The organism is Nocardia sp. NPDC004604, assembly GCF_040609795.1.
Taxonomy (GTDB): domain Bacteria; phylum Actinomycetota; class Actinomycetes; order Mycobacteriales; family Mycobacteriaceae; genus Nocardia.
This window is the reverse complement of record NZ_JBEXLC010000022.1, coordinates 48,025-65,610: the sequence shown is the minus strand read 5'-3', so window position 1 is coordinate 65,610 and position 17,586 is coordinate 48,025. Positions and strand designations below refer to the sequence as shown.

19 protein-coding genes are annotated in these 17,586 nt (G+C 66.3%); 8 read left to right on the top strand and 11 right to left on the bottom strand.

Annotation, left to right across the window (positions count from 1 at the left end; genetic code table 11):
- Window positions 1-20 precede the first annotated feature (20 nt).
- Window positions 21-311, bottom strand: coding sequence for a hypothetical protein (locus tag ABZW16_RS11090; protein WP_354954608.1), 291 nt, complete (start codon window positions 309-311; stop codon window positions 21-23).
- Between ABZW16_RS11090 and ABZW16_RS11085 the strand changes: the two genes are divergently transcribed.
- Window positions 310-717: a YjbQ family protein gene (locus ABZW16_RS11085; protein WP_354954638.1), complete on the top strand. Its 408-nt coding sequence runs from the start codon at window positions 310-312 to the stop codon at window positions 715-717. The genes ABZW16_RS11090 and ABZW16_RS11085 overlap by 2 nt on opposite strands.
- Here ABZW16_RS11085 and ABZW16_RS11080 read toward each other — a convergent pair.
- The 3 genes from ABZW16_RS11080 to ABZW16_RS11070 are packed head-to-tail and all read right to left on the bottom strand — an operon-like array spanning window position 714 to window position 2,202.
- Window positions 714-965, bottom strand: coding sequence for a helix-turn-helix transcriptional regulator (locus ABZW16_RS11080; protein WP_354954606.1), 252 nt, complete (start codon window positions 963-965; stop codon window positions 714-716). The genes ABZW16_RS11085 and ABZW16_RS11080 overlap by 4 nt on opposite strands.
- A 56-nt stretch (window positions 966-1,021) precedes the next feature.
- Window positions 1,022-1,597, bottom strand: coding sequence for a dihydrofolate reductase family protein (locus tag ABZW16_RS11075; RefSeq protein WP_354954604.1), 576 nt, complete (start codon window positions 1,595-1,597; stop codon window positions 1,022-1,024).
- A gap of 29 nt (window positions 1,598-1,626) precedes the next feature.
- Window positions 1,627-2,202: a dihydrofolate reductase family protein gene (locus ABZW16_RS11070; RefSeq protein ID WP_354954602.1), complete on the bottom strand. Its 576-nt coding sequence runs from the start codon at window positions 2,200-2,202 to the stop codon at window positions 1,627-1,629.
- Window positions 2,203-2,260: 58 nt separating this feature from the next.
- Between ABZW16_RS11070 and ABZW16_RS11065 the strand changes: the two genes are divergently transcribed.
- A complete protein-coding gene (locus tag ABZW16_RS11065; RefSeq protein ID WP_354954600.1) occupies window positions 2,261-2,851 on the top strand; it encodes a TetR family transcriptional regulator in 591 nt (196 codons plus the stop codon).
- Between the two features lie 59 nt (window positions 2,852-2,910).
- Window positions 2,911-3,099: a DUF1918 domain-containing protein gene (locus tag ABZW16_RS11060; protein ID WP_354954598.1), complete on the top strand. Its 189-nt coding sequence runs from the start codon at window positions 2,911-2,913 to the stop codon at window positions 3,097-3,099.
- 21 nt (window positions 3,100-3,120) lie between these two features.
- Here the strand turns inward: ABZW16_RS11060 and ABZW16_RS11055 are convergent, their stop codons facing one another.
- Window positions 3,121-3,285, bottom strand: coding sequence for a hypothetical protein (locus ABZW16_RS11055; RefSeq protein WP_354954596.1), 165 nt, complete (start codon window positions 3,283-3,285; stop codon window positions 3,121-3,123).
- A 185-nt stretch (window positions 3,286-3,470) separates the two neighbouring features.
- Here ABZW16_RS11055 and ABZW16_RS11050 point away from each other — a divergent pair, with 185 nt between their 5' ends.
- Both ABZW16_RS11050 and ABZW16_RS11045 read left to right on the top strand, forming a co-directional pair.
- A complete protein-coding gene (locus ABZW16_RS11050; RefSeq protein ID WP_354954594.1) occupies window positions 3,471-3,929 on the top strand; it encodes an SRPBCC family protein in 459 nt (152 codons plus the stop codon).
- A 62-nt stretch (window positions 3,930-3,991) separates the two neighbouring features.
- Window positions 3,992-5,203 carry a low temperature requirement protein A gene (locus tag ABZW16_RS11045; RefSeq protein ID WP_354954592.1) on the top strand — a complete coding sequence of 404 codons (1,212 nt, stop codon included), beginning with the start codon at window positions 3,992-3,994 and terminating at the stop codon, window positions 5,201-5,203.
- Here ABZW16_RS11045 and ABZW16_RS11040 read toward each other — a convergent pair.
- The 4 genes from ABZW16_RS11040 to ABZW16_RS11025 all read right to left on the bottom strand — a co-directional run bounded on the left by ABZW16_RS11040 (window position 5,181) and on the right by ABZW16_RS11025 (window position 10,408).
- The gene (locus tag ABZW16_RS11040) at window positions 5,181-6,029 is read right to left on the bottom strand and encodes an ion transporter (RefSeq protein ID WP_354954590.1); all 849 of its coding nucleotides are present in this window, start codon (window positions 6,027-6,029) and stop codon (window positions 5,181-5,183) included. The genes ABZW16_RS11045 and ABZW16_RS11040 overlap by 23 nt on opposite strands.
- 57 nt (window positions 6,030-6,086) lie before the next feature.
- Window positions 6,087-7,733, bottom strand: a complete 1,647-nt coding sequence (locus tag ABZW16_RS11035) for a GMC oxidoreductase (RefSeq protein ID WP_354954588.1) — start codon at window positions 7,731-7,733, stop codon at window positions 6,087-6,089.
- Window positions 7,734-7,872: 139 nt separating this feature from the next.
- Complete coding sequence (locus tag ABZW16_RS11030; RefSeq protein ID WP_354954587.1) at window positions 7,873-9,447, bottom strand: alpha/beta hydrolase; 1,575 nt, start codon at window positions 9,445-9,447, stop codon at window positions 7,873-7,875.
- Window positions 9,448-9,640: 193 nt separating this feature from the next.
- Window positions 9,641-10,408, bottom strand: a complete 768-nt coding sequence (locus ABZW16_RS11025) for a sulfite exporter TauE/SafE family protein (protein ID WP_354954585.1) — start codon at window positions 10,406-10,408, stop codon at window positions 9,641-9,643.
- 284 nt (window positions 10,409-10,692) lie between these two features.
- Between ABZW16_RS11025 and leuA the strand changes: the two genes are divergently transcribed.
- On the top strand, window positions 10,693-12,486 hold the full coding sequence (gene leuA / locus ABZW16_RS11020; protein ID WP_354954583.1) for a 2-isopropylmalate synthase: 1,794 nt from the start codon (window positions 10,693-10,695) through the stop codon (window positions 12,484-12,486).
- A gap of 144 nt (window positions 12,487-12,630) precedes the next feature.
- On the opposite strand, the gene ABZW16_RS11015 is transcribed toward leuA, so the two are convergent.
- Complete coding sequence (locus ABZW16_RS11015) at window positions 12,631-12,783, bottom strand: hypothetical protein (RefSeq protein ID WP_354954581.1); 153 nt, start codon at window positions 12,781-12,783, stop codon at window positions 12,631-12,633.
- A gap of 1,128 nt (window positions 12,784-13,911) precedes the next feature.
- On the opposite strand from ABZW16_RS11015, the gene ABZW16_RS11010 reads away from it, so the two are divergent.
- A complete protein-coding gene (locus ABZW16_RS11010; RefSeq protein WP_354954636.1) occupies window positions 13,912-15,402 on the top strand; it encodes an AAA family ATPase in 1,491 nt (496 codons plus the stop codon).
- A gap of 62 nt (window positions 15,403-15,464) precedes the next feature.
- Here the strand turns inward: ABZW16_RS11010 and ABZW16_RS11005 are convergent, their stop codons facing one another.
- The gene (locus tag ABZW16_RS11005; RefSeq protein WP_354954579.1) at window positions 15,465-16,361 is read right to left on the bottom strand and encodes a LysR family transcriptional regulator; all 897 of its coding nucleotides are present in this window, start codon (window positions 16,359-16,361) and stop codon (window positions 15,465-15,467) included.
- Between the two features lie 120 nt (window positions 16,362-16,481).
- On the opposite strand from ABZW16_RS11005, the gene ABZW16_RS11000 reads away from it, so the two are divergent.
- On the top strand, window positions 16,482-17,444 hold the full coding sequence (locus ABZW16_RS11000; RefSeq protein ID WP_354954577.1) for an EamA family transporter: 963 nt from the start codon (window positions 16,482-16,484) through the stop codon (window positions 17,442-17,444).
- The last annotated feature ends 142 nt before the right edge of the window (window positions 17,445-17,586 follow it).

Here is a 17,586-nt window from a genome sequence, read left to right as displayed (position 1 = left end):
GAGTACCGGCCGAGGTCTATCTAATTTGCTGGTACCTCCCGGCCTGGCAGCGTCGAGGGGGCCTGACGCGAGTCGATCTTGATGCCGATCGCTGCCATGAGCGGGTGCGTTTTCGTGTTCTGGAACGCGGCGATCAGCCACTCGCCGTGCTGGCCAAAGACAACCGTCGTCTGCACCTTCATGGCACGGCGGGTGCGGCGCTGCCGGGGCTCGAGCAGCCAGCCCCGGCCGTACGCGAGCACCGCATCCGGCGTGCGAAACCGAATCCGGATAGCTCCACCGCCACATCCGAGGAGGACGATGGACGCCATGAAGAGCACGGTGATCGAGGTGACCACGGGACGATCCGAGGTCGTATACGACCTCACCCCGCAGTGTGCGTCATTCGCGCGGGAGGCGGGCGCGGACGGACTCCTGCACATCTTCGTACCGCACGCCACGGCCGGGATCGCCATTATGGAACTCGGTGCGCGCAGCGATGACGATCTACTCGCCGCACTGCGCGACCTGCTGCCCGCCGATGATCGCTGGCGGCACGCCCACGGCTCGCGCGGGCACGGACGCTCACATGTGATGCCCGCGCTGATCCCGCCCTACGCCACCGTTCCGGTCATCGGCGGTGCGCTGACATTGGGCACCTGGCAGTCGATCGCGCTGGTCGATCTGAATGTCGACAATCCGGATCGGGAAGTGCGCCTGTCGTTTCTGCGCGGCTAACCGGAGCCAGCGCCGGGTGCGAGCCGGGCGAGTTCGGTGCGATCGGCGATCCCGAGCTCGGCGTAGACATGGGCCAGATGCGTTTCGACGGTGCCGCGGCTGATGAACAGGCGCGCGGCGAACTGCGGATCGGTCAGGCCGGAGACCGCATGATCGTCGGACGGCCGGTGCTGCCAACGCCCTTCGCGCCGACACCAGACCATCGCATCGGCGGGCCGTACGGAATCGAGTTCCCGCAGGGCGTGCACCCGCTCCCAGCCGGGGACGAACGGCGGTGTCTCCGCACCGTCGACGAGCCGACGCCTCAGGCCCTGGTCAGCCAGGTGACCTGGGTGCCGTTACCAAGCTCCGTGCGCTCGGTCGGCGTGAACAGCGTCGGATCGAATTCACCTGCGAAAGCCGGGGTTCCGCTACCGGCGACCACCGGATAGCTCTTGATGACGAGTTCATCGATCTCGCCGAGCAGTTGCGCGGCGAGTTTGCCACCACCCGCCAGCCAGATGTCCATGCCGTCCTCCTGCTTCAGGCGACGAACCAGCCCGACGGGATCGCTGTCGACCAGCTCCACCGTCGGATCGTCGATGCGGCCGGGGGAGCTCGACACGATGTACTGCCGCATATGGGCGTATGGACTGGTCAGGCCGACGGCCAGGCCCGGGGCGTAGGTGCCCCGGCCCATGACCAAAGTGTCGAACTTCTGGTTCGGAGCATCGACCGCCAGCCCGATATGCGGGCGCACATGGCTGGGCAGTGTCTCCGGGTACTCGGCTTTCAGCCAGTCCCACATGTCGTCACCGACCGGATAGAAGCTGATGTCATCGCCGGGACCCGCGATGTAGCCGTCGAGGGACATGCCGACGAAGTAGACGAGTTTTCGCATACCGATACCTCTTTCGTGCCGCTGGATGGTCAGGCCCGGGAGAACCAGGTGACCTGGGCGCCATTGCCGAAGTCCCGGCGCTGGGTGGGTGTGAACAGGGTGGGGTCGAATGCGCCCGAGAAGGCGGAGATGCCGCCACCCGCGACGACCGGATAGCTCTTGATGATCATCTCGTCGAGCTCGTCGAGCAGCGCCCCGGCCAGCTTGCCGCCGCCGCACAGCCAGATATCGCCGCCCTCTTCGGTTTTCAACCGCCGCACCAGAGCGACCGGATCGCTCGCGACCACCTCGACCTTCGGATCGTCGATCGGTCCGAGGGTGCTCGAGATGACGTACTGCCGCATATGCGCATATGGGCTGGTGACGCCCTCCGACAGCGCGGGTTCATAGCTCGCCCGTCCCATCAGGACGGTGTCGAAGCGCTCGGCCGGTTCGTCCACCGCCCTCCCGAAGTGCGGTCGCGCGGGACTCGGCACGAAGTCCGGGTACCGCTCGTTGATCCAGGTCGTCATCTCGGCGTCCATTGGATAGAAGTCGTACTCCCCCGCCGGACCCGCGATGTAGCCGTCGAGCGATACGGCCACGTAGTAAACAAGCTTTCGCATATCAAAACCGCCTGATCCGTTGTACTCTGTATGTAGTGATCTGAAGGTAGTACTACGAATGGAGTGGTGTCAAGTGCGGACAAATCCGGAGCGACGGCAGGCGCTGCTCGACGCGGCGCTCGAGGTACTGGCCAAGGAGGGAGCCCGCGGGCTCACCTTCCGGGCGGTGGACAAGGAGGCCGCGGTGCCCGCGGGTACAGCGTCGAACTACTTCGCCAGCCGCGACGACCTACTCACCCAGGCGGGCGGCCGCTTCTATGAGCGCTTGGCGCCGAGCGCGGCGACCATGGCCGAACTCACCACCGGCCCGAAGACGCGCGCGCATATCACCGACTTGATGCGGGAGCTGGTCGGCCGCATCGAGGCGTTCCGCACCGGCTACCTGGCCATGCTCGAGCTGCGCCTGGAGGCAACCCGGCGACCGGAGCTGCGCGCGGTCATGACCGAGGCGGTGCGCGCGGATCTGGAATTCAATGTGCGCAACCACCTCGAGGCCGGAATGCCCGGCGACGAGAAGTCGGTGATTCTGCTCTATCTGGCACTGAATTGGCTGATCGTGGACCGGCTCACGCTGCCGGGGATCTTCACCGAGGAGCACAGCCAGGAGCTGATCGAAGCGGCGGTCGATCGGCTCATCGGAAGCGAGTGAAACGCCGCGTTATGCGGCAGCCCTTGTGATGCACGTCACTGTCATTCGATAATGGGGCCATGATGGCGAATGTCGGAGACCGGCTCCTCGTGCATGGACACGTTGTGGGACAGGGCGATCGCCATGGCGAAATCGTCGAAGTCCGGGGACCCGAGGGAGCGCCGCCCTACGTGGTGCGATTCGACGACGGGCATGAATCGCTCGTCTACCCGGGCCCGGACGCGATTATCGAACCCGCAATGCCCTGAGCCGCGAAGCCCGAGGGCCCGCTAGCGGCGGGCCCGTTCTTTGCTGCGCGGCCACGCCCGGGCCGGAAATCCCGCGATCGGCACCCGGCCGGCCGTCGCGATGACCGACGGCCGGATGCCGGTCGGCTTTCCGGCCCGGCGGACGAATACCCCGACCGGTCCGATGGCAAGTCCACTGGACCCCACGATTTCGCCGTTTGATCGAATTTGAATCGGAACACGTTCTGGCAGTTCATAATCGATCGTGATCACCCCGAGATATGCAGCGGGAACCGCCCCATGTGGTCCCGAGCACTGGACGCTCGGTTGACTTGCGAATGTGTCGCTGGGCACAATTTGCCGATGTAGTTGGGTGGGGGCGGAGGTATGGAATGCGTACAAAGACCGATATCCGTTTCGTCGTCGACGCCGATCCCGAGCAGGTAATGGATGCATTGGCCGCGGTAGAGATGCTCCCGGAGTGGTCGACCTCCTACACCGACGCGCGAGTCGCGAGCCGCGACGACGAGCTACGCCCGCGCCGGGTATTCGTCAAAGCGGAGCTGATGGGCAGTTCGGATCTACAGGTGCTGGAGTACGAATGGACCGATATCCGGTCCTCCTGGGAGGTCACCGACAGCACGCGCGGCGTCAAAGGCGGTGGCTGGTTCGAGGTCACCGCGGGCGCGGACGGCACCGACGTCTGGTACCACGTGGAGATCTACGTCCCGATCCCCATTCCGGGCATGCTGGTGAGCCGGACCATGCGCCGCTCGAACGAGACCGTCGTGCAGAACTTCATCGAGTTCGCCGAGGGCTTCACCGAGAACGAGAACTTCCAAGCCGTGTAGCCGAGCTCTTCGAGCAATGGCGAACGGTGCACCGGTCGTATTCGGATGCGACGATGTGCACCATGATCGGTTCCAAACGGGCGCGACTTCTGCCAACGGCCGAGGACGCGTCGGTCACCCAGCTCGAGTTGTTCTTCGACCTCGTGCTCGTCTTCGCCTTCACCATGGTCACCGACCTGGCCGCACACGACACCAGCGCCAAGAACATGCTGCGCGCCGGGCTGGTACTCGCCGTCATGTGGTGGCTGTGGATCGCCTACTCCTGGCTGGGCAATGTGATACGCGCGGACGAGGGCATCGCCCGGATCGCCATGTTCGTCGCGATGGGCGGCGGCTTCCTGGCCGCGCTCACCATTCCCGAGGCATTCCACGATCTGTCCGGCGGATGGTTCGGGCCGCTGGTCTTTGCGATCGCGTATCTGATCGTGCGCCTGGTGCACCTGGGCATGTTCCTGCTGGCCAGCGCCGAGGATTCGCAACTGCGCAACCAGGTTCTGAGGTGGAGCCTGGGTTCGATCACCATCGGCACGTCCCTGCTCGTCATCGCCGCCATGACCACCGGAACCGTGCAGATCGTGCTATGGATCGCGGCGATCGCCGGAGATATGGGCTGGACCCTGCTGGCAGGCGAGGACTGGCGAGTGAATTCGCCGAGCCACTTCTCCGAGCGCTACGGGCTGATCGTCATTGTGGCGCTCGGCGAATCGATCGTCTCGATCGGCATCGGCGTTGCCGGACTGCCGATTTCGTGGCCGATCGCGGTCGGATCGATGCTGGGGCTGGCGGTATCGGGTCTGCTGTGGTGGGCGTATTTCGATGTGGCGGCACTGTCGGTGGAGCACGAGTTGCAGCGGGCCGAGGGTGAACGACAGATCAAGATCGCCCGAAACTCCTACACGTTCTGGCATTTCCCGATGATCGCCGGGATCATCTTGCTCTCGCTCGGGCTGAAGAAGGTGCTCTACTACGTCGGTGACGAATCGGCGCACACCTTGCACGACGCGCTCTACGGCATCCCGCTGTTCTCGCTGTACGGCGGTGTGGTGCTGTATCTGATCGCGCTGGTCGGATTCAAGCACTACGCGACCCGCAGTGTCACGGTGCCGCGACTGGTGGCCGCGGTGGTGCTGCTCGCGCTGATCCCAGCGGCCTGCGCGCTGCCCGCACTGGGCGCACTGGCGCTACTGTGCGGTGTGCTGGTGCTGCTGATCGTTTGGGAGACAATGCGTTACGCGCAGCCGCGCGATGAGATCAGGCACGCGGCACACGGCTGAGCTGGTGCCGCACGCTCGCTTCGGAAGGCGTCGGGCCGTGGTTGGACGGCTCGACGCGCACCCCGGCGTGCACCGCGTCCCGGATCTGATCCACGTTCTCGCGGATCACGTCCGAGACCAGTTCGTCGGTGCGCGGATCGGCGAGCACCTGGAACACGATGCGAAATGTGGTGTCGGCAATGAGCCGGATGATCTCGTCATGGAACGGGATGTAGCGGACCCGACCGGCCTGCGGATCGTTCTTGATGAGTTCGAGGATCATCTCGTCCATTTCGGCGCGGTTCTCCTCCAGCGCCGCGGCGATATTGCGGGTGTAGTGGCCCGCGCGCAGCACCTGCGCGACCTCGTCGAGTATGGCGATGGTCATGGGGCGCTTGATGACATCGACGATGGTCGTCACGAACCGGTTCACCACCGCCGCGGTCACCCGCTCACCGAGCGCCCGATCGGCCACCCGGCCGACGCGGACCGCGATCGCCACTATCCGCAGTAACCGGAACCCTCGGAAGAACGGGCTGGTCACCGGGATCATGCCGAGCACTTCGTACCAGTAGATGAACGGGAACGTCCACGACCAGCCCGCACGCCGCCAGCGCCAGAGGAATTCGGCGGCGAAGATCGCGCATACCGAATAGTCGATGACCACGATTACCCGGTAGGTGTGCGCGGTGACGTCGAAGAAGGTGACCCAGGTGACCAGCGCGACCGAGATGATGGCCAGCGCCAACATCACCAGATCCGACCACAGCGCGGGTGGTTTGCGCGGAAAGTCCAGCTTCGGCGCTTCATCGAGGCCGTACCGGGTCGGCCTGGTTGGAGTTGCCACGTGAGGATCCCTTCGACGCCGAACGGTCCCGCCGACAGTAATACGCGCCGCGCCGGGCTACTTCCCAGCGCGGATGATCGCCTCGATATTGCGCTCGGCCAGCGCGGCAATGGTGAGCGACGGATTGACCGTGCCGGTGCTGCCGGGAATGGCCGCACCGTCCATCACGTACAGGCCGGGATGGCCGTGTACGCGGCCATTGCCGTCGGTGGCCCGGCCGAGCACCGCACCACCCAGCGGATGCGCGGTGAACAGGCTGTTCGCGTCGTAGCCGAGGGCACCGTATTCGACTAGGGCATTGGCGCGTTCGGCGATCCGGTGATCGACCGCGCGGGCGGCCGCCACGATATCGTCACGGTTCTTGGTCGACCAGGACAATCCGACCGCATTGCGGGCGCGGTCGTAGCCGAAGCGCGCGCGGGCCGGATCGAGCACCATGCCCAATGAGGCGAGCGCACCGGTCTCGAACGGAATGCCCGGGATATACCAACTTTCGAGGGTGAGCGGCACCGCGGATTCGTCCAGGATCCGGCTCACGCTCGGCACGCCCTGACCGAAGCCGGCGAGCTGGCTGGCGCCGCGAGCCAGCACCACATCGCCGTTGGTGCCCCAGCCGTCGCCGATGTGCTCGTTGAGGTTCGGCAGTGCGCCGGTGGCCTGGGCCCGGACCAGCAGTTCCGAGGTTCCGACCGAACCGGCGCCGAGGAAAAGGCGGTCGCAGGTGAGAGTGCGGGTACAGATCACCTCGCCGGTCGGCGCAAGTTTGGTGACGGTCACCGCGTAGCGGCCGCCGGATTCCTGCGCGATGGAGTCGACGCGGTGGCCCGGATAAATGGCGGAATTGCCGGTGTCCTGGGCATAGCGCAGGTAGTTCTGGTTGAGGTCGAACTTCGCGCCATTGGAGTTGCCCAGATTGCTGCGCGCCACCGTCGCGGAAGGCCTTGTGGTGCCAGCGATTTCGCCGCGCACGATATCCCAGTTGAAGATCGAGTCATTGGCGAGCGGCTGGTAGCCCGCCTTGCGCACCTGCTCGTCCCAGGCCCGGGAATGCGCGAACGGCGATGCCGCGTAGAGGTCGCCGGGAATCGGGCTGAGCCGCAACATCTCCCGCACGCGCGGGTAATAGACGCGGTCCATTTCGCCGTAGTCGACGGTGCCGCCGAAGACGTGGTCGAAGAAGCGGCGCTCGGGCGCGACCATCGCACCGGAGAAGATCACCGAGCCGCCACCGACTGCGGCCGCCCGCCATACGTCGATGCCCGGGTACTGGGTGCAGTCGAGCACCCCGCCGAAGCTGGCGAAATGTACCGGCACCTTGGTGACGCCGGTGAAGTTGGTGCGATGCCAGAAGCCGCGGCCGTCGGGCAGATCGTCACCGGTGAAGATCTCCCGCCACGGGTCATTGGGCCAGCGCGAACCGCGCTCCAGCACGGTATTGGCGATACCGGCCTCGGCCAGGCGCAGCGCGGTGACCGCGGCGCCGAAGCCAGAGCCGATCACGATCGCGGGCGAATGCGCGGGCGGATCGGGAAGTGGCGCAAAGATTTCCGGCACCCACATGCGGAAAAGGTTGTCCCACATGGGATCTACGGCACCGGATGGGCCCGTACCCATTGCAGCACCCGCGACACCCAACATCGCGGCCGTACCTGCTGCCTTGAAAAAGGCACGTCTGTGCACCCGGCCACCTCCCTCGTCACGCATGGCCGAGCGCAGACTACCGGGATTCCAGTGCGCTGAACAGTGCTGGGAATGATCTTGGTCGGCCGAGGGGATGCGCCGGCGGCGGCAGCGGTTGCCGAGACCGCCGTGCACCCCGAAACCGGAAGGCCGCGCGGCCTGTTCAGTCGGCGAAAGGTGCCCTATCCGGCTTGCAGGTCGCGCCCGGTGCGGGGAGTTGCAGGTCGACGAGATAGTGCTCCTGGAGACGGCCCGCGCAGTCGCCCACCACCTCGTGACCATAGCCGCCCTCGATGACCACCAGTCTGGCGTTGACCAATTCCTGCTGGGCCCGGCGGGCGGCCGTCAGCGGGGTGACCGGATCGAACCGATTGTTGAACAGCAGGGCTGGCTTATCCGAGCGCAGAATCCACGGACCGGTGATGCGCTGCGGATAACCCTTGGCGGATGCGGGCCAGGCCCCACAGGCCTGGCGCAGATACAGCCACATGGCACCGTAATGCGGTGCGGTATTCGCGAGTTCGGTTGCCAGCGTTGGCCATTGCTCGGGTTCGTGACCGAAGTTGTTGTCCGCGCAGCTGATCGCGGTGTAGGCGTCGAGGAAGTTATCGGTGAAACCGCCAGCGGCCAGAATCTGCTGTACCGCATCGGGATTGCCCGCCGGACCGCGCTCGAGTTCGGTGAGCAGCTCGGCCAGCGCGGGCCAGCCTTCCTTCGGGTCGTAGAGCATGGTGGCGTGGGCGGGCAGCACCTCGGCCAGGGTCACCGCGCGGGCGCGCTCACCCTGTCCGACCTCGATCGGGCCCTGACGCAGCCGGTCGAACACGGCCTCGTTGCGGGTGCGCAGTGCCGCGGCGTCGGTCTTGGCCGGGCCCGCGAAGGCGCACCGCGGCTGGCCCGCTTCGGCGCACAGCCGCAGGAATTCGGTCAGCACCTCCTCGGTGCCGGCCGCGGAGTCGGCGATCTGGGCGGACGAATCGTTGGTGTAGGCGTCCGGGTCGATCATCGAACCGAGTTGCAGTGCGCGGACCCGGTCGCCGAAGAGCGCGCCGTAGACCTCGCCCAGATAACTCGCGTAGGACCCGCCCTCATAGGTCATCGTCGCGTCGCCGACCGCGCGGCGCAGCAGATCCAGATCGCGGGCGGCATCGACGGTGGTGAGATGCGGCAGTAGCTCCGGACTGTTCGCGGCGCATCCGGCGGCCAGCGCACGGGCGTTGCGCGCGGCGATGCCCTCCTGTTCGGCAGTGGTCGGCGGCAGCAGGAATTCGGACCAGAACCGGTGCTGCTCTTCGGCATTCGGGAAGCAGCGCACCTGTCCGCTGCGGCCGATGCCGCGCTGGTCGAAGGTGATCACGTCGAATCGGCGGGCCACCTCACCGGAGAACAGCTCGCCGTGGCTGGCCCATTTGAAGCCCGAACCACCCGGTCCGCCGACCGCGGTGAACAGAGTGCCGATGCGCCGGTCCTTTTCGGTGGCAGGCTGTTTGATGATCGCGAGGGCCAGCGTCGGGCCGCTGGGCTGCGCATAGTCGATCGGGACCGCCGCGGTGGCGCACTGATACCTGCTCAACTCGGGTTCGGTGCACTGCGCCCAATCGAGTTTCGGGGTCGGCGCCGCATCGGCCTGTGCGACGAGCTCGGCGATCTGCGATACCGCCTCGCTCTGCCGGGAGCACGCGACCAATGACGGCACCAAGACGAGTAGTGCCAACCCGACGATCTTCCACCCGCGCATACCGATCATCCTGCGTTGCGGACCCGGTCCACGTCGTCCTCCTTTGGGACCAATCCCGCTCCGCCGCAAGTGCGTCCGCACTAGGAGCTGCGCATCTCGAGTGCCACGTACTTCCTCCACCTCAGGTCGAACTCGCCCGGCCGACAGGACTATTGCCGCTCAGCCCTCGGACCGACCACCGCGCCGCTCGGTGCTAGGTCATCAGCAATCGGACGACGGCAATGCTGCCCACCACCACGATGACCCCGCGCAGGACATTGGGCGGCATCCGCCTGCCCAACTTCGCGCCCAACTGCCCGCCGATGATCGAGCCGACGGCGATCAGCGCCGCCACCCGCCAGTCGACATCGGCGATCAGCGTGAAGATCACCGCGGAGACCGCGTTGACCAATAGTCCGAGCACATTCTTGACGCCGTTCAGCCGCTGGATGTCCTCGTGCACGAACACCCCGAGCAGGCCGATCAGCAGCACACCCTGCGCCGCGCCGAAATAGCCGCCGTAGATGCCGCACGCGAAGATCGCGAGGAACAGGATCAGGCCACCGTGTTCGGGTTGCGGACCGGTATCGGCCTCGCGGCGCTGTTTCACCCAGCGCGCCAGCCGCGGCTGGACCATGACCAGGATCAGCGCCGCGATGATCAGCACCGGGACAATGGCCTTGAAGGCCGACGCCGGAAGCGTGAGCAGCAGGATCGCACCGGTGATGCCGCCGAGCAGGGACGCGGTGCCGAGCCGGACCAGCCTGGCGCGCTGTCCGGTGAGTTCGCGCCGGTAGCCGTGCGCGCCGCTGATTCCGCCGGGGACCAGCCCGATGGTGTTCGAGACATTCGCCGTGACCGGCGCGATCCCGAAGGCGAGCAGCACCGGGAAGGTGATGAGGGTGCCCGATCCCACGATGGTGTTGATGCCGCCCGCCGCGATACCCGCGCCGAAAACGGCCAGTTGTTCCAACCAAGTCATCTGAACTACCTCTTACGTCCCGTCGGAGCCTGTGGTTGACCTCACAGGGATCCGTACCGGCGTTCACCAGCCGGTCGGAACGCTAATCGTTACGTCGGATGACCGGACGATGGGGACCGGTCTTTCATCGACGCATTGCCGCACTGTAAACTCGCCGACATCATGCAGCGGGCACTTCTTCTCGGCCGCCGCGACGGGGTCTGATCGGACCGGCTTCCCGTCGCGGGGTTCTGCGGCGCCGGTCGACCCCATAACTGGGATCCACCACACCCTGGAGAAATCGCATGTCCCCCGCTGACGCTTTCGTATCCGGCACGCGCACCATCACACCCCCGTCCAAGCCCGCGCCCGCCGACCAGCCCGCCTGGAACCGGCAGCAGAACTCGTCCATGCCGACCTTCCGGTACCGGCCCTTCGCCGAGGAAGTCGAGCCGATCACGCTGCCCGACCGCACCTGGCCGGACAAGATCATCGATCGCGCCCCCGGCTGGTGCGCCGTCGACCTGCGCGATGGCAACCAGGCGCTGATCGATCCGATGAGCCCCGCTCGCAAGCGCCGCATGTTCGACCTGCTGGTGCGGATGGGCTACAAGGAGATCGAGGTCGGCTTCCCGTCGGCCAGCCAGACCGATTTCGACTTCGTCCGCGAGATCATCGAGGACGGGGCCATTCCCGCGGACGTCACCATCCAGGTGCTGACCCAGTGTCGCGCCGAGCTGATCGAGCGCACCTTCGAGGCGTGCGCCGGTGCGGCCAATGTGATCGTCCACTTCTACAACTCGACCTCGGTGCTGCAGCGGCGTGTGGTGTTCCGCGCGGACCAGGAAGCGGTGAAGAAGATCGCGACCGATGCCGCGAAGCTGTGCCTGGAGATCGAAAAGAACTACCCGGACACCAACTGGCGCTACGAGTACAGCCCGGAGTCCTACACCGGCACCGAGCTGGCCTACGCCAAGGAGGTCTGCGACGCGGTCACCGAGATCATCGCGCCGACCCCGGATAAGCCGATGATCATCAACCTGCCCGCGACCGTCGAGATGGCGACCCCGAATGTGTACGCCGATTCGATCGAGTGGATGAGCCGCAATCTGGCCCGCCGCGATTCGATTGTGCTGTCGCTGCACCCGCACAATGACCGCGGCACCGCGGTGGCCGCCGCCGAACTGGGCTACCAGGCCGGAGCCGATCGCATCGAGGGCTGTCTGTTCGGCAACGGTGAGCGCACCGGCAATGTGTGCCTGGTGACGCTGGGGATGAATATGTTCTCCCGCGGCGTCGATCCGCAGATCAACTTCTCCGATATCGACGAGATCCGCCGCACCGTCGAATACTGCAACCAGCTGCCGGTGCACGAGCGCCACCCGTACGGCGGCGATCTGGTCTACACCGCGTTCTCCGGATCGCACCAGGACGCGATCAACAAGGGTCTGGACGCGATGAAGGTGGCGGCCGACGCGGCCGATTCGGATGTCGACGACATCGTCTGGGAGGTGCCCTACCTGCCGATCGACCCGAAGGATGTCGGACGCACCTACGAGGCCGTCATCCGGGTCAACTCGCAGTCCGGCAAGGGCGGCGTCGCCTACATCATGAAGACCGACCACGGGCTGGTGCTGCCGCGGCGGCTGCAGATCGAGTTCTCCCAGGCGATCCAGAAGATCACCGATGGTGAGGGCGGCGAGGTCTCGGCCAAGGAGATGTGGGACGTCTTCGCCGAGGAGTACCTGAGCCCGATCCGCCCACTGGAGCGGATGCGCCAGAAGGTCACCGCCTCGGAAACCGACGGCGGCGTCGACTCGATCGCCGCGGTGGTGAAGGTCGACGGCGTGGAGCAGGAGATCACCGGCGCGGGCAATGGCCCGCTCGCCGCCTTCGTCGACGCGATCGCGGCGGTCGGCTTCGATGTGCGGGTGCTGGATTACTCCGAGCACGCGATGTCGGCCGGTGACGACGCGCAGGCCGCGGCGTATGTGGAGTGCGCGGTCGGCGACAAGGTGGTTTGGGGTGTGGGTATCGCCACGTCCATTACGACCGCGTCGCTGCGGGCTGTTGTTTCGGCGGTCAACCGGGCGCACTGAGGCGTTCAGCCGCGCTGAAGCGCTGCTATATCAGCGGCGCGGAACCACTTCCCGAACTCGGCCCGAGCCGCATTTTGTAGGGCTCGGGCCGACTTCCCCTCATGGACCGGTTCTGGCGTGGACAGCCTCGTGGTTGCGAGGTGGTCACCACGCCACAGGTCCGAAGCGGTCGACGAAGATCCCGGTCGGACCATCCGCGTCGATCATCGCAAGTCCGACGATCGAGTCGGTGCCCTCGGTGACCGTCAGCTGACCGGTGTGATTCGGGCCAGGACTGGAGCCTCCGGATGCCTTCACTCCTGTCCTGGAGCCTCTGCGGCCGTTCCCGTTGAACGGCTGCTTTGCGATCGGCCCTGCCTTCCTCACGGCCAGACGGGGTCCGAGCTCGCTTTTCTCCGGTGGTACTGGAAACCCTTGGCCAGCGAGGTCGTTCGAGCCCGCACCGACCGGGCTCGTCGGGTGGTTCTTTGGACCGGGTTCGTTCGAACGGGGTTCGTTAGGACCGAGGTCGTTCGGACCGGGTTGGCTTTGCCCGGATCCGCCACGGGCCGAACTGGTTTGGACCGAGCTCATAGGGCGGCTCGATCGGCCGGGTTCGCTCGAACGGGGTTCGTCGAACCGAGTTCCTTGGGACCGAGCTCGTTCAGGCTGGGTTGGCTTGGCCCACATTCGTCCTGGCCGAACTCGTTCAGACGGAGCTCGTTGGGTGGTTCGTTCGGACCGAGTTCGCTCAATCCAGGTTCGTACCACCGAGTTCGCTCGAGCCGAGTTCATGGATCCGGGCTTCGTTGGGGCCGAGGTCGCTCGAGCCGAGTTCATGGATCCGGGCTTCGTTGGGGCCGAGGTCGTTCGGGCCGGGTCCGAGCGATCCGGCACTTCGGCTGAGACCGGGGAGTACGGTGAGAACAGGATGCCCATTGGTGACGATCTGTTGCCGATTCGGGTGTCCGAGTCTCGAACTCGCTGTTGGATCAGTGTTTTCGAGCCACCTGCTAGCAGTGGTTAGTGGCGGCGTGCCACCCGGCGCGTCTGCTGTATACACCACGGCGCGGGGGCATGAACCCCGTGCTAGCGTTGATTCGCATTCAAGCGCCGAGCTCTCTGCTCGAATTCCGAGCAGATGGGGGAACAGTGACAGCTAACGACCACAACCCGACTTCTCCGCCCTGGCTGCAGAGTCACTCGGTGGATACGGCCGAGGTCACCACCGACTCCTCGGGTCAGCACGCGGCGCAGGACGAGGCGGCCGAATCCGCAACCGCCGACGCGGCACCCGAGCACGCAGGCGACGGGCACGAGACCGCCGAGGCCACCGACCAGCACGAATCCGAGCAGCCCGACGAGCCCGCGCAGTCGGAGCCCGGGCAGTTCGCCGGATACCCCGTGGGGCCGATGGATCAGACCACGACCTACCCGCAGGCCGGGATGCCACAGCAGTACGGACCGCCCGACGGCTTCGCGCCGCCCAGTGCGCCGGAGCCGTACGGGCCTTACAGCACCAGCCAATTCGCGCAGCCGGGTCCTGGGCAGAGTGGTAGCCACCCGGTGCAGCCCGAGCCGTCATATGGTGATTTCCGGCAGGAGATCGGGCCCGATGGGCTGGTCCGGCGGGTCTCGCAGGATGGTCACGGCGAACCGCAGAGTGGGCCGATCTACAGCTGGGCCCCGCCACCGCCGGTGCAGCAGCCGCCGATGTATCAGCAGCCGCCGATGGGGCAACCGCCCATGGGGCAACCGCCCATGGGGCAACCGCCCATGGGTCAGCCGCCGATGGGTCAGCCGCACGCCGGGCAGCTGCCCTATGCGGAACAGGGTCCGCCGGGCTATGTGGATCAGGGGCCGAATACCGGTCAGATGCCGTACGCCGAGCAGGGGCCACCGCCCGGATGGCAAGGCGGGCAGCCGAATCCGTATCAGCCGCAGCAGCCGTTCCAGCCGCAACATGTGCCGCAACCTGGGCAGCCAGGGCATTCGGTCAATGATCTGAATCTGCTCAAGCGGGCCCGCAAGGCACCGCGCAGTGGCTGGCGCCGGGCCATGCACAAGGCCTCCGGCGGCATGATCAATCCGGGTGAGTCCGCGGCGGATGTCGTCTACCGCGATCTCGTCGACCGGGTGAATCAGCCGGTGCGCGGCGACTATCGGATCGCGATCCTCTCGCTCAAGGGTGGCGTCGGCAAGACCACGACCACGGTCGGGCTCGGATCGACGTTCTCCTCGGCGCGCGGCGACCGGGTCATCGCTATCGACGCCAATCCCGACCTCGGCACGCTCGCGCACCGGGTGCCGCGGCAGACCCGCTCCACCGTGCGCAATCTGCTCGAGGACAGCCACATCACCAGGTACTCCGATGTCCGGGCGCATACCTCCCAGGCGCCGAGCCGACTGGAAGTGCTTGCCAGTGAACAGGATCCAGCGGTTTCCGAGGCCTTCAGCGAGGCCGACTACCGCCAGGCCATCGGCATCCTGCAGTCGTTCTACAACATCATCCTCACCGACTGCGGCACCGGCCTGATGCACTCGGCAATGGCCGGTGTACTGGATATGGCCAGCTCGCTGGTGCTCGTGACCTCCCCCGCCATCGACGGTGCCCGGAGCGCCTCCGCCACGCTGGACTGGCTCGACCACCACGGCTACGGCAAGTTGGTCGAACGAACCGTGGTGGTGGTCAACGCCTCTCGCCGCGGCGCCTCCACCGTCGACCTGGACCAACTACGCAAACTCTTCCTGGACCGTACCCGAGCAGTCCAGGTGGTCCCCTTTGACGACCACCTCGCCGAGGGCGCCGAAATCGACCTCGAACTGGTCAGCAAACCAACCCGCCGAGCCCTCCTCGAACTAGCCGCCATGGTTGCCGACGACTTCAGCTACCTCGGCTCCCAGCAATACCGCCCAGGCCCACCCCGCCACCACTAACCCCCAAAACCGGCCACCCCGCTCCTCCGGCACTGGCGCAGAACATTTGGGTTGGCCGGTGGTTATTCGGCTGTTACTTGGTGGGCGGCGGTGTGGAAGGCGGTTAGGACGGTGGCTATGGCGGGGCGGGTGGGGGCGTGGGGGCGGGTGGCCAGTTCGTAGAGGCGGGCGGCGCGGACGCCGGAGAGGCGTAGGACCGCGAGGTTGGGGTGGGCTACGGCCCAGCGGGGCATGAGGGCCACGCCGTAGTTGGCGGCAACCAGGGTTTCGATTACGCGGAAGTCGTTGAGGCGCTGGGCGATACGGGGTTGGACGCCGGTCATGGTGGCAATGGAGCGCAGGACATCGTCGACCGGAAAGCCGCCGCGGACGCTGAGCCAGGTTTCCTCTGCGAGTTCGGCGGGCGTCACCTCGGTGCGGCCAGCGAGCGGATGTGTCAGGGCGACAACGACATCGGTGGGTTCGCGCATGATGACGGTGGTACTGACACGCGGGCCCGCGATACCGGGCGAGCGCTCGTCGCGGTGGGTGAGGACGATGTCGTAGTCGGCGAGCAGGCGCGGCACTTCGCTCGGCGGAACATCCTCGTCGCGGGCGATGACCTCGACGCCACTGTCGGCGAGAGCGGGCAGCACCCGCGGCAGCAATAGTGCGGCGCCGGATGGAAACAACGCGACGCGGACGCGACCGCGGGCAGAGCCGCGATGGTGGGCCATCTCGGCCACGGCGCGGTCCATCGCGGCGAGCACCTCGTCGGCGCGCACGACGAGGGCGTGCCCCGCATCGGTGAGGCGCACCCGCCGACCATCGGGCTCGAGCAAGGCGACGCCCGCCTCCTTGCCGAGAACCTTGAGCTGCTGCGACACCGCAGACGGCGTCATCGAAAGCGCCTCCGCGACAGCCGCAATCGTCCCGCGATCCGCGAATTCACGCAGCACCCGCAGCCGCTCAACAGCCATCGGCGGCCCAACACTGAGGGATCGACGGGGATCGGGATTCGAGATCATTAAGTGATGCTACATTGATAGTGCATATTTATTCGATTGTTCTTATTTGTTTTATTACTCACGATAAAGAACGTGACGAATCGTGATCGACTGCTCGGGCTCGCTGTTGTGGTGCTCTGGGGGCTGAACTTCATTGCTATTCGGGTGGGGCTGGACCACTTTCCGCCGTTCTTTTTCGCTGCGCTGCGGTTTGTGGTGATCGCGGTGCCGGTGGTGGTGTTCGTTCCGCGTCCGGAAGTACCGATGCGGTGGTTTCTGCTGTACGGCATCGGATTCGGGATTCTGCAGTTCGCGTTCCTGTTCACGGCGATGCGGGCGGGGATGCCGACCGGGTTGTCCTCGCTGGTGCTGCAGTCCTCGGCGCCGTTCACGGTTGTGCTCGGTGCGCTGTTGCTGCGGGAGCGGTTGCGGGGGACGCAACTGTTCGGCCTTGCGGTCGCGGTCGCGGGCATCGTGGTGATCGGGGTCGATCGGGCGCAGCATGCCGCACTGCTGCCCGTGGTGCTGACACTGGCGGGCGGGCTCGGTTGGGCCTTCGGCAATATCGGGTCCCGGCTGGCCACCACGTCAGGTGGCGTCAACCCGCTGCACCTCACGCTGTGGATGACGGTTGTGCCGCCGATCCCGCTCTTCGCACTCTCCGCACTCACCGAGGGACCTACCACCGGTCTGCGCGCACTCACCGACGCCACCTCCCCCAGCGGCTGGCACGCACTGCTCGGGCTCGCCTATATCGTCGCGCTCGGCACCATCACAGGCTCCGGTCTGTGGACCTACCTGATGAGCCGCTACCCGGCCAGCACTGTTGCGCCGATGTCCCTGCTCGTCCCGGTGGTCGGCATCCTCGCCGCCTGGGCCGCATTCGGTGAGGACCCGACGCCGCCATCGCTGCTCGGTGGAGCAATCGTGATCACAGGTGCGTTCGCGGCAACGAAAGCCGGGCGCCGCGATGCGCCCGCGACAGCGGAATCGGTTCCAACCGTTCCGGCATCGGATCGGCCCCACGGCGGGCAACCCCGATTGGTCGAGGCCTGACCCACCAGCGACAACGGACCCGGCCCGGGTCCGTTTCGGTTTGCCGACGCAGCCTCGAGCGAGCAGCACCTCGCCGAGCGCCACGCAAGTGCCAACTCGCGGCGATCTCGCCGCCGAACAGCACTCGACACAGCCTGCGATA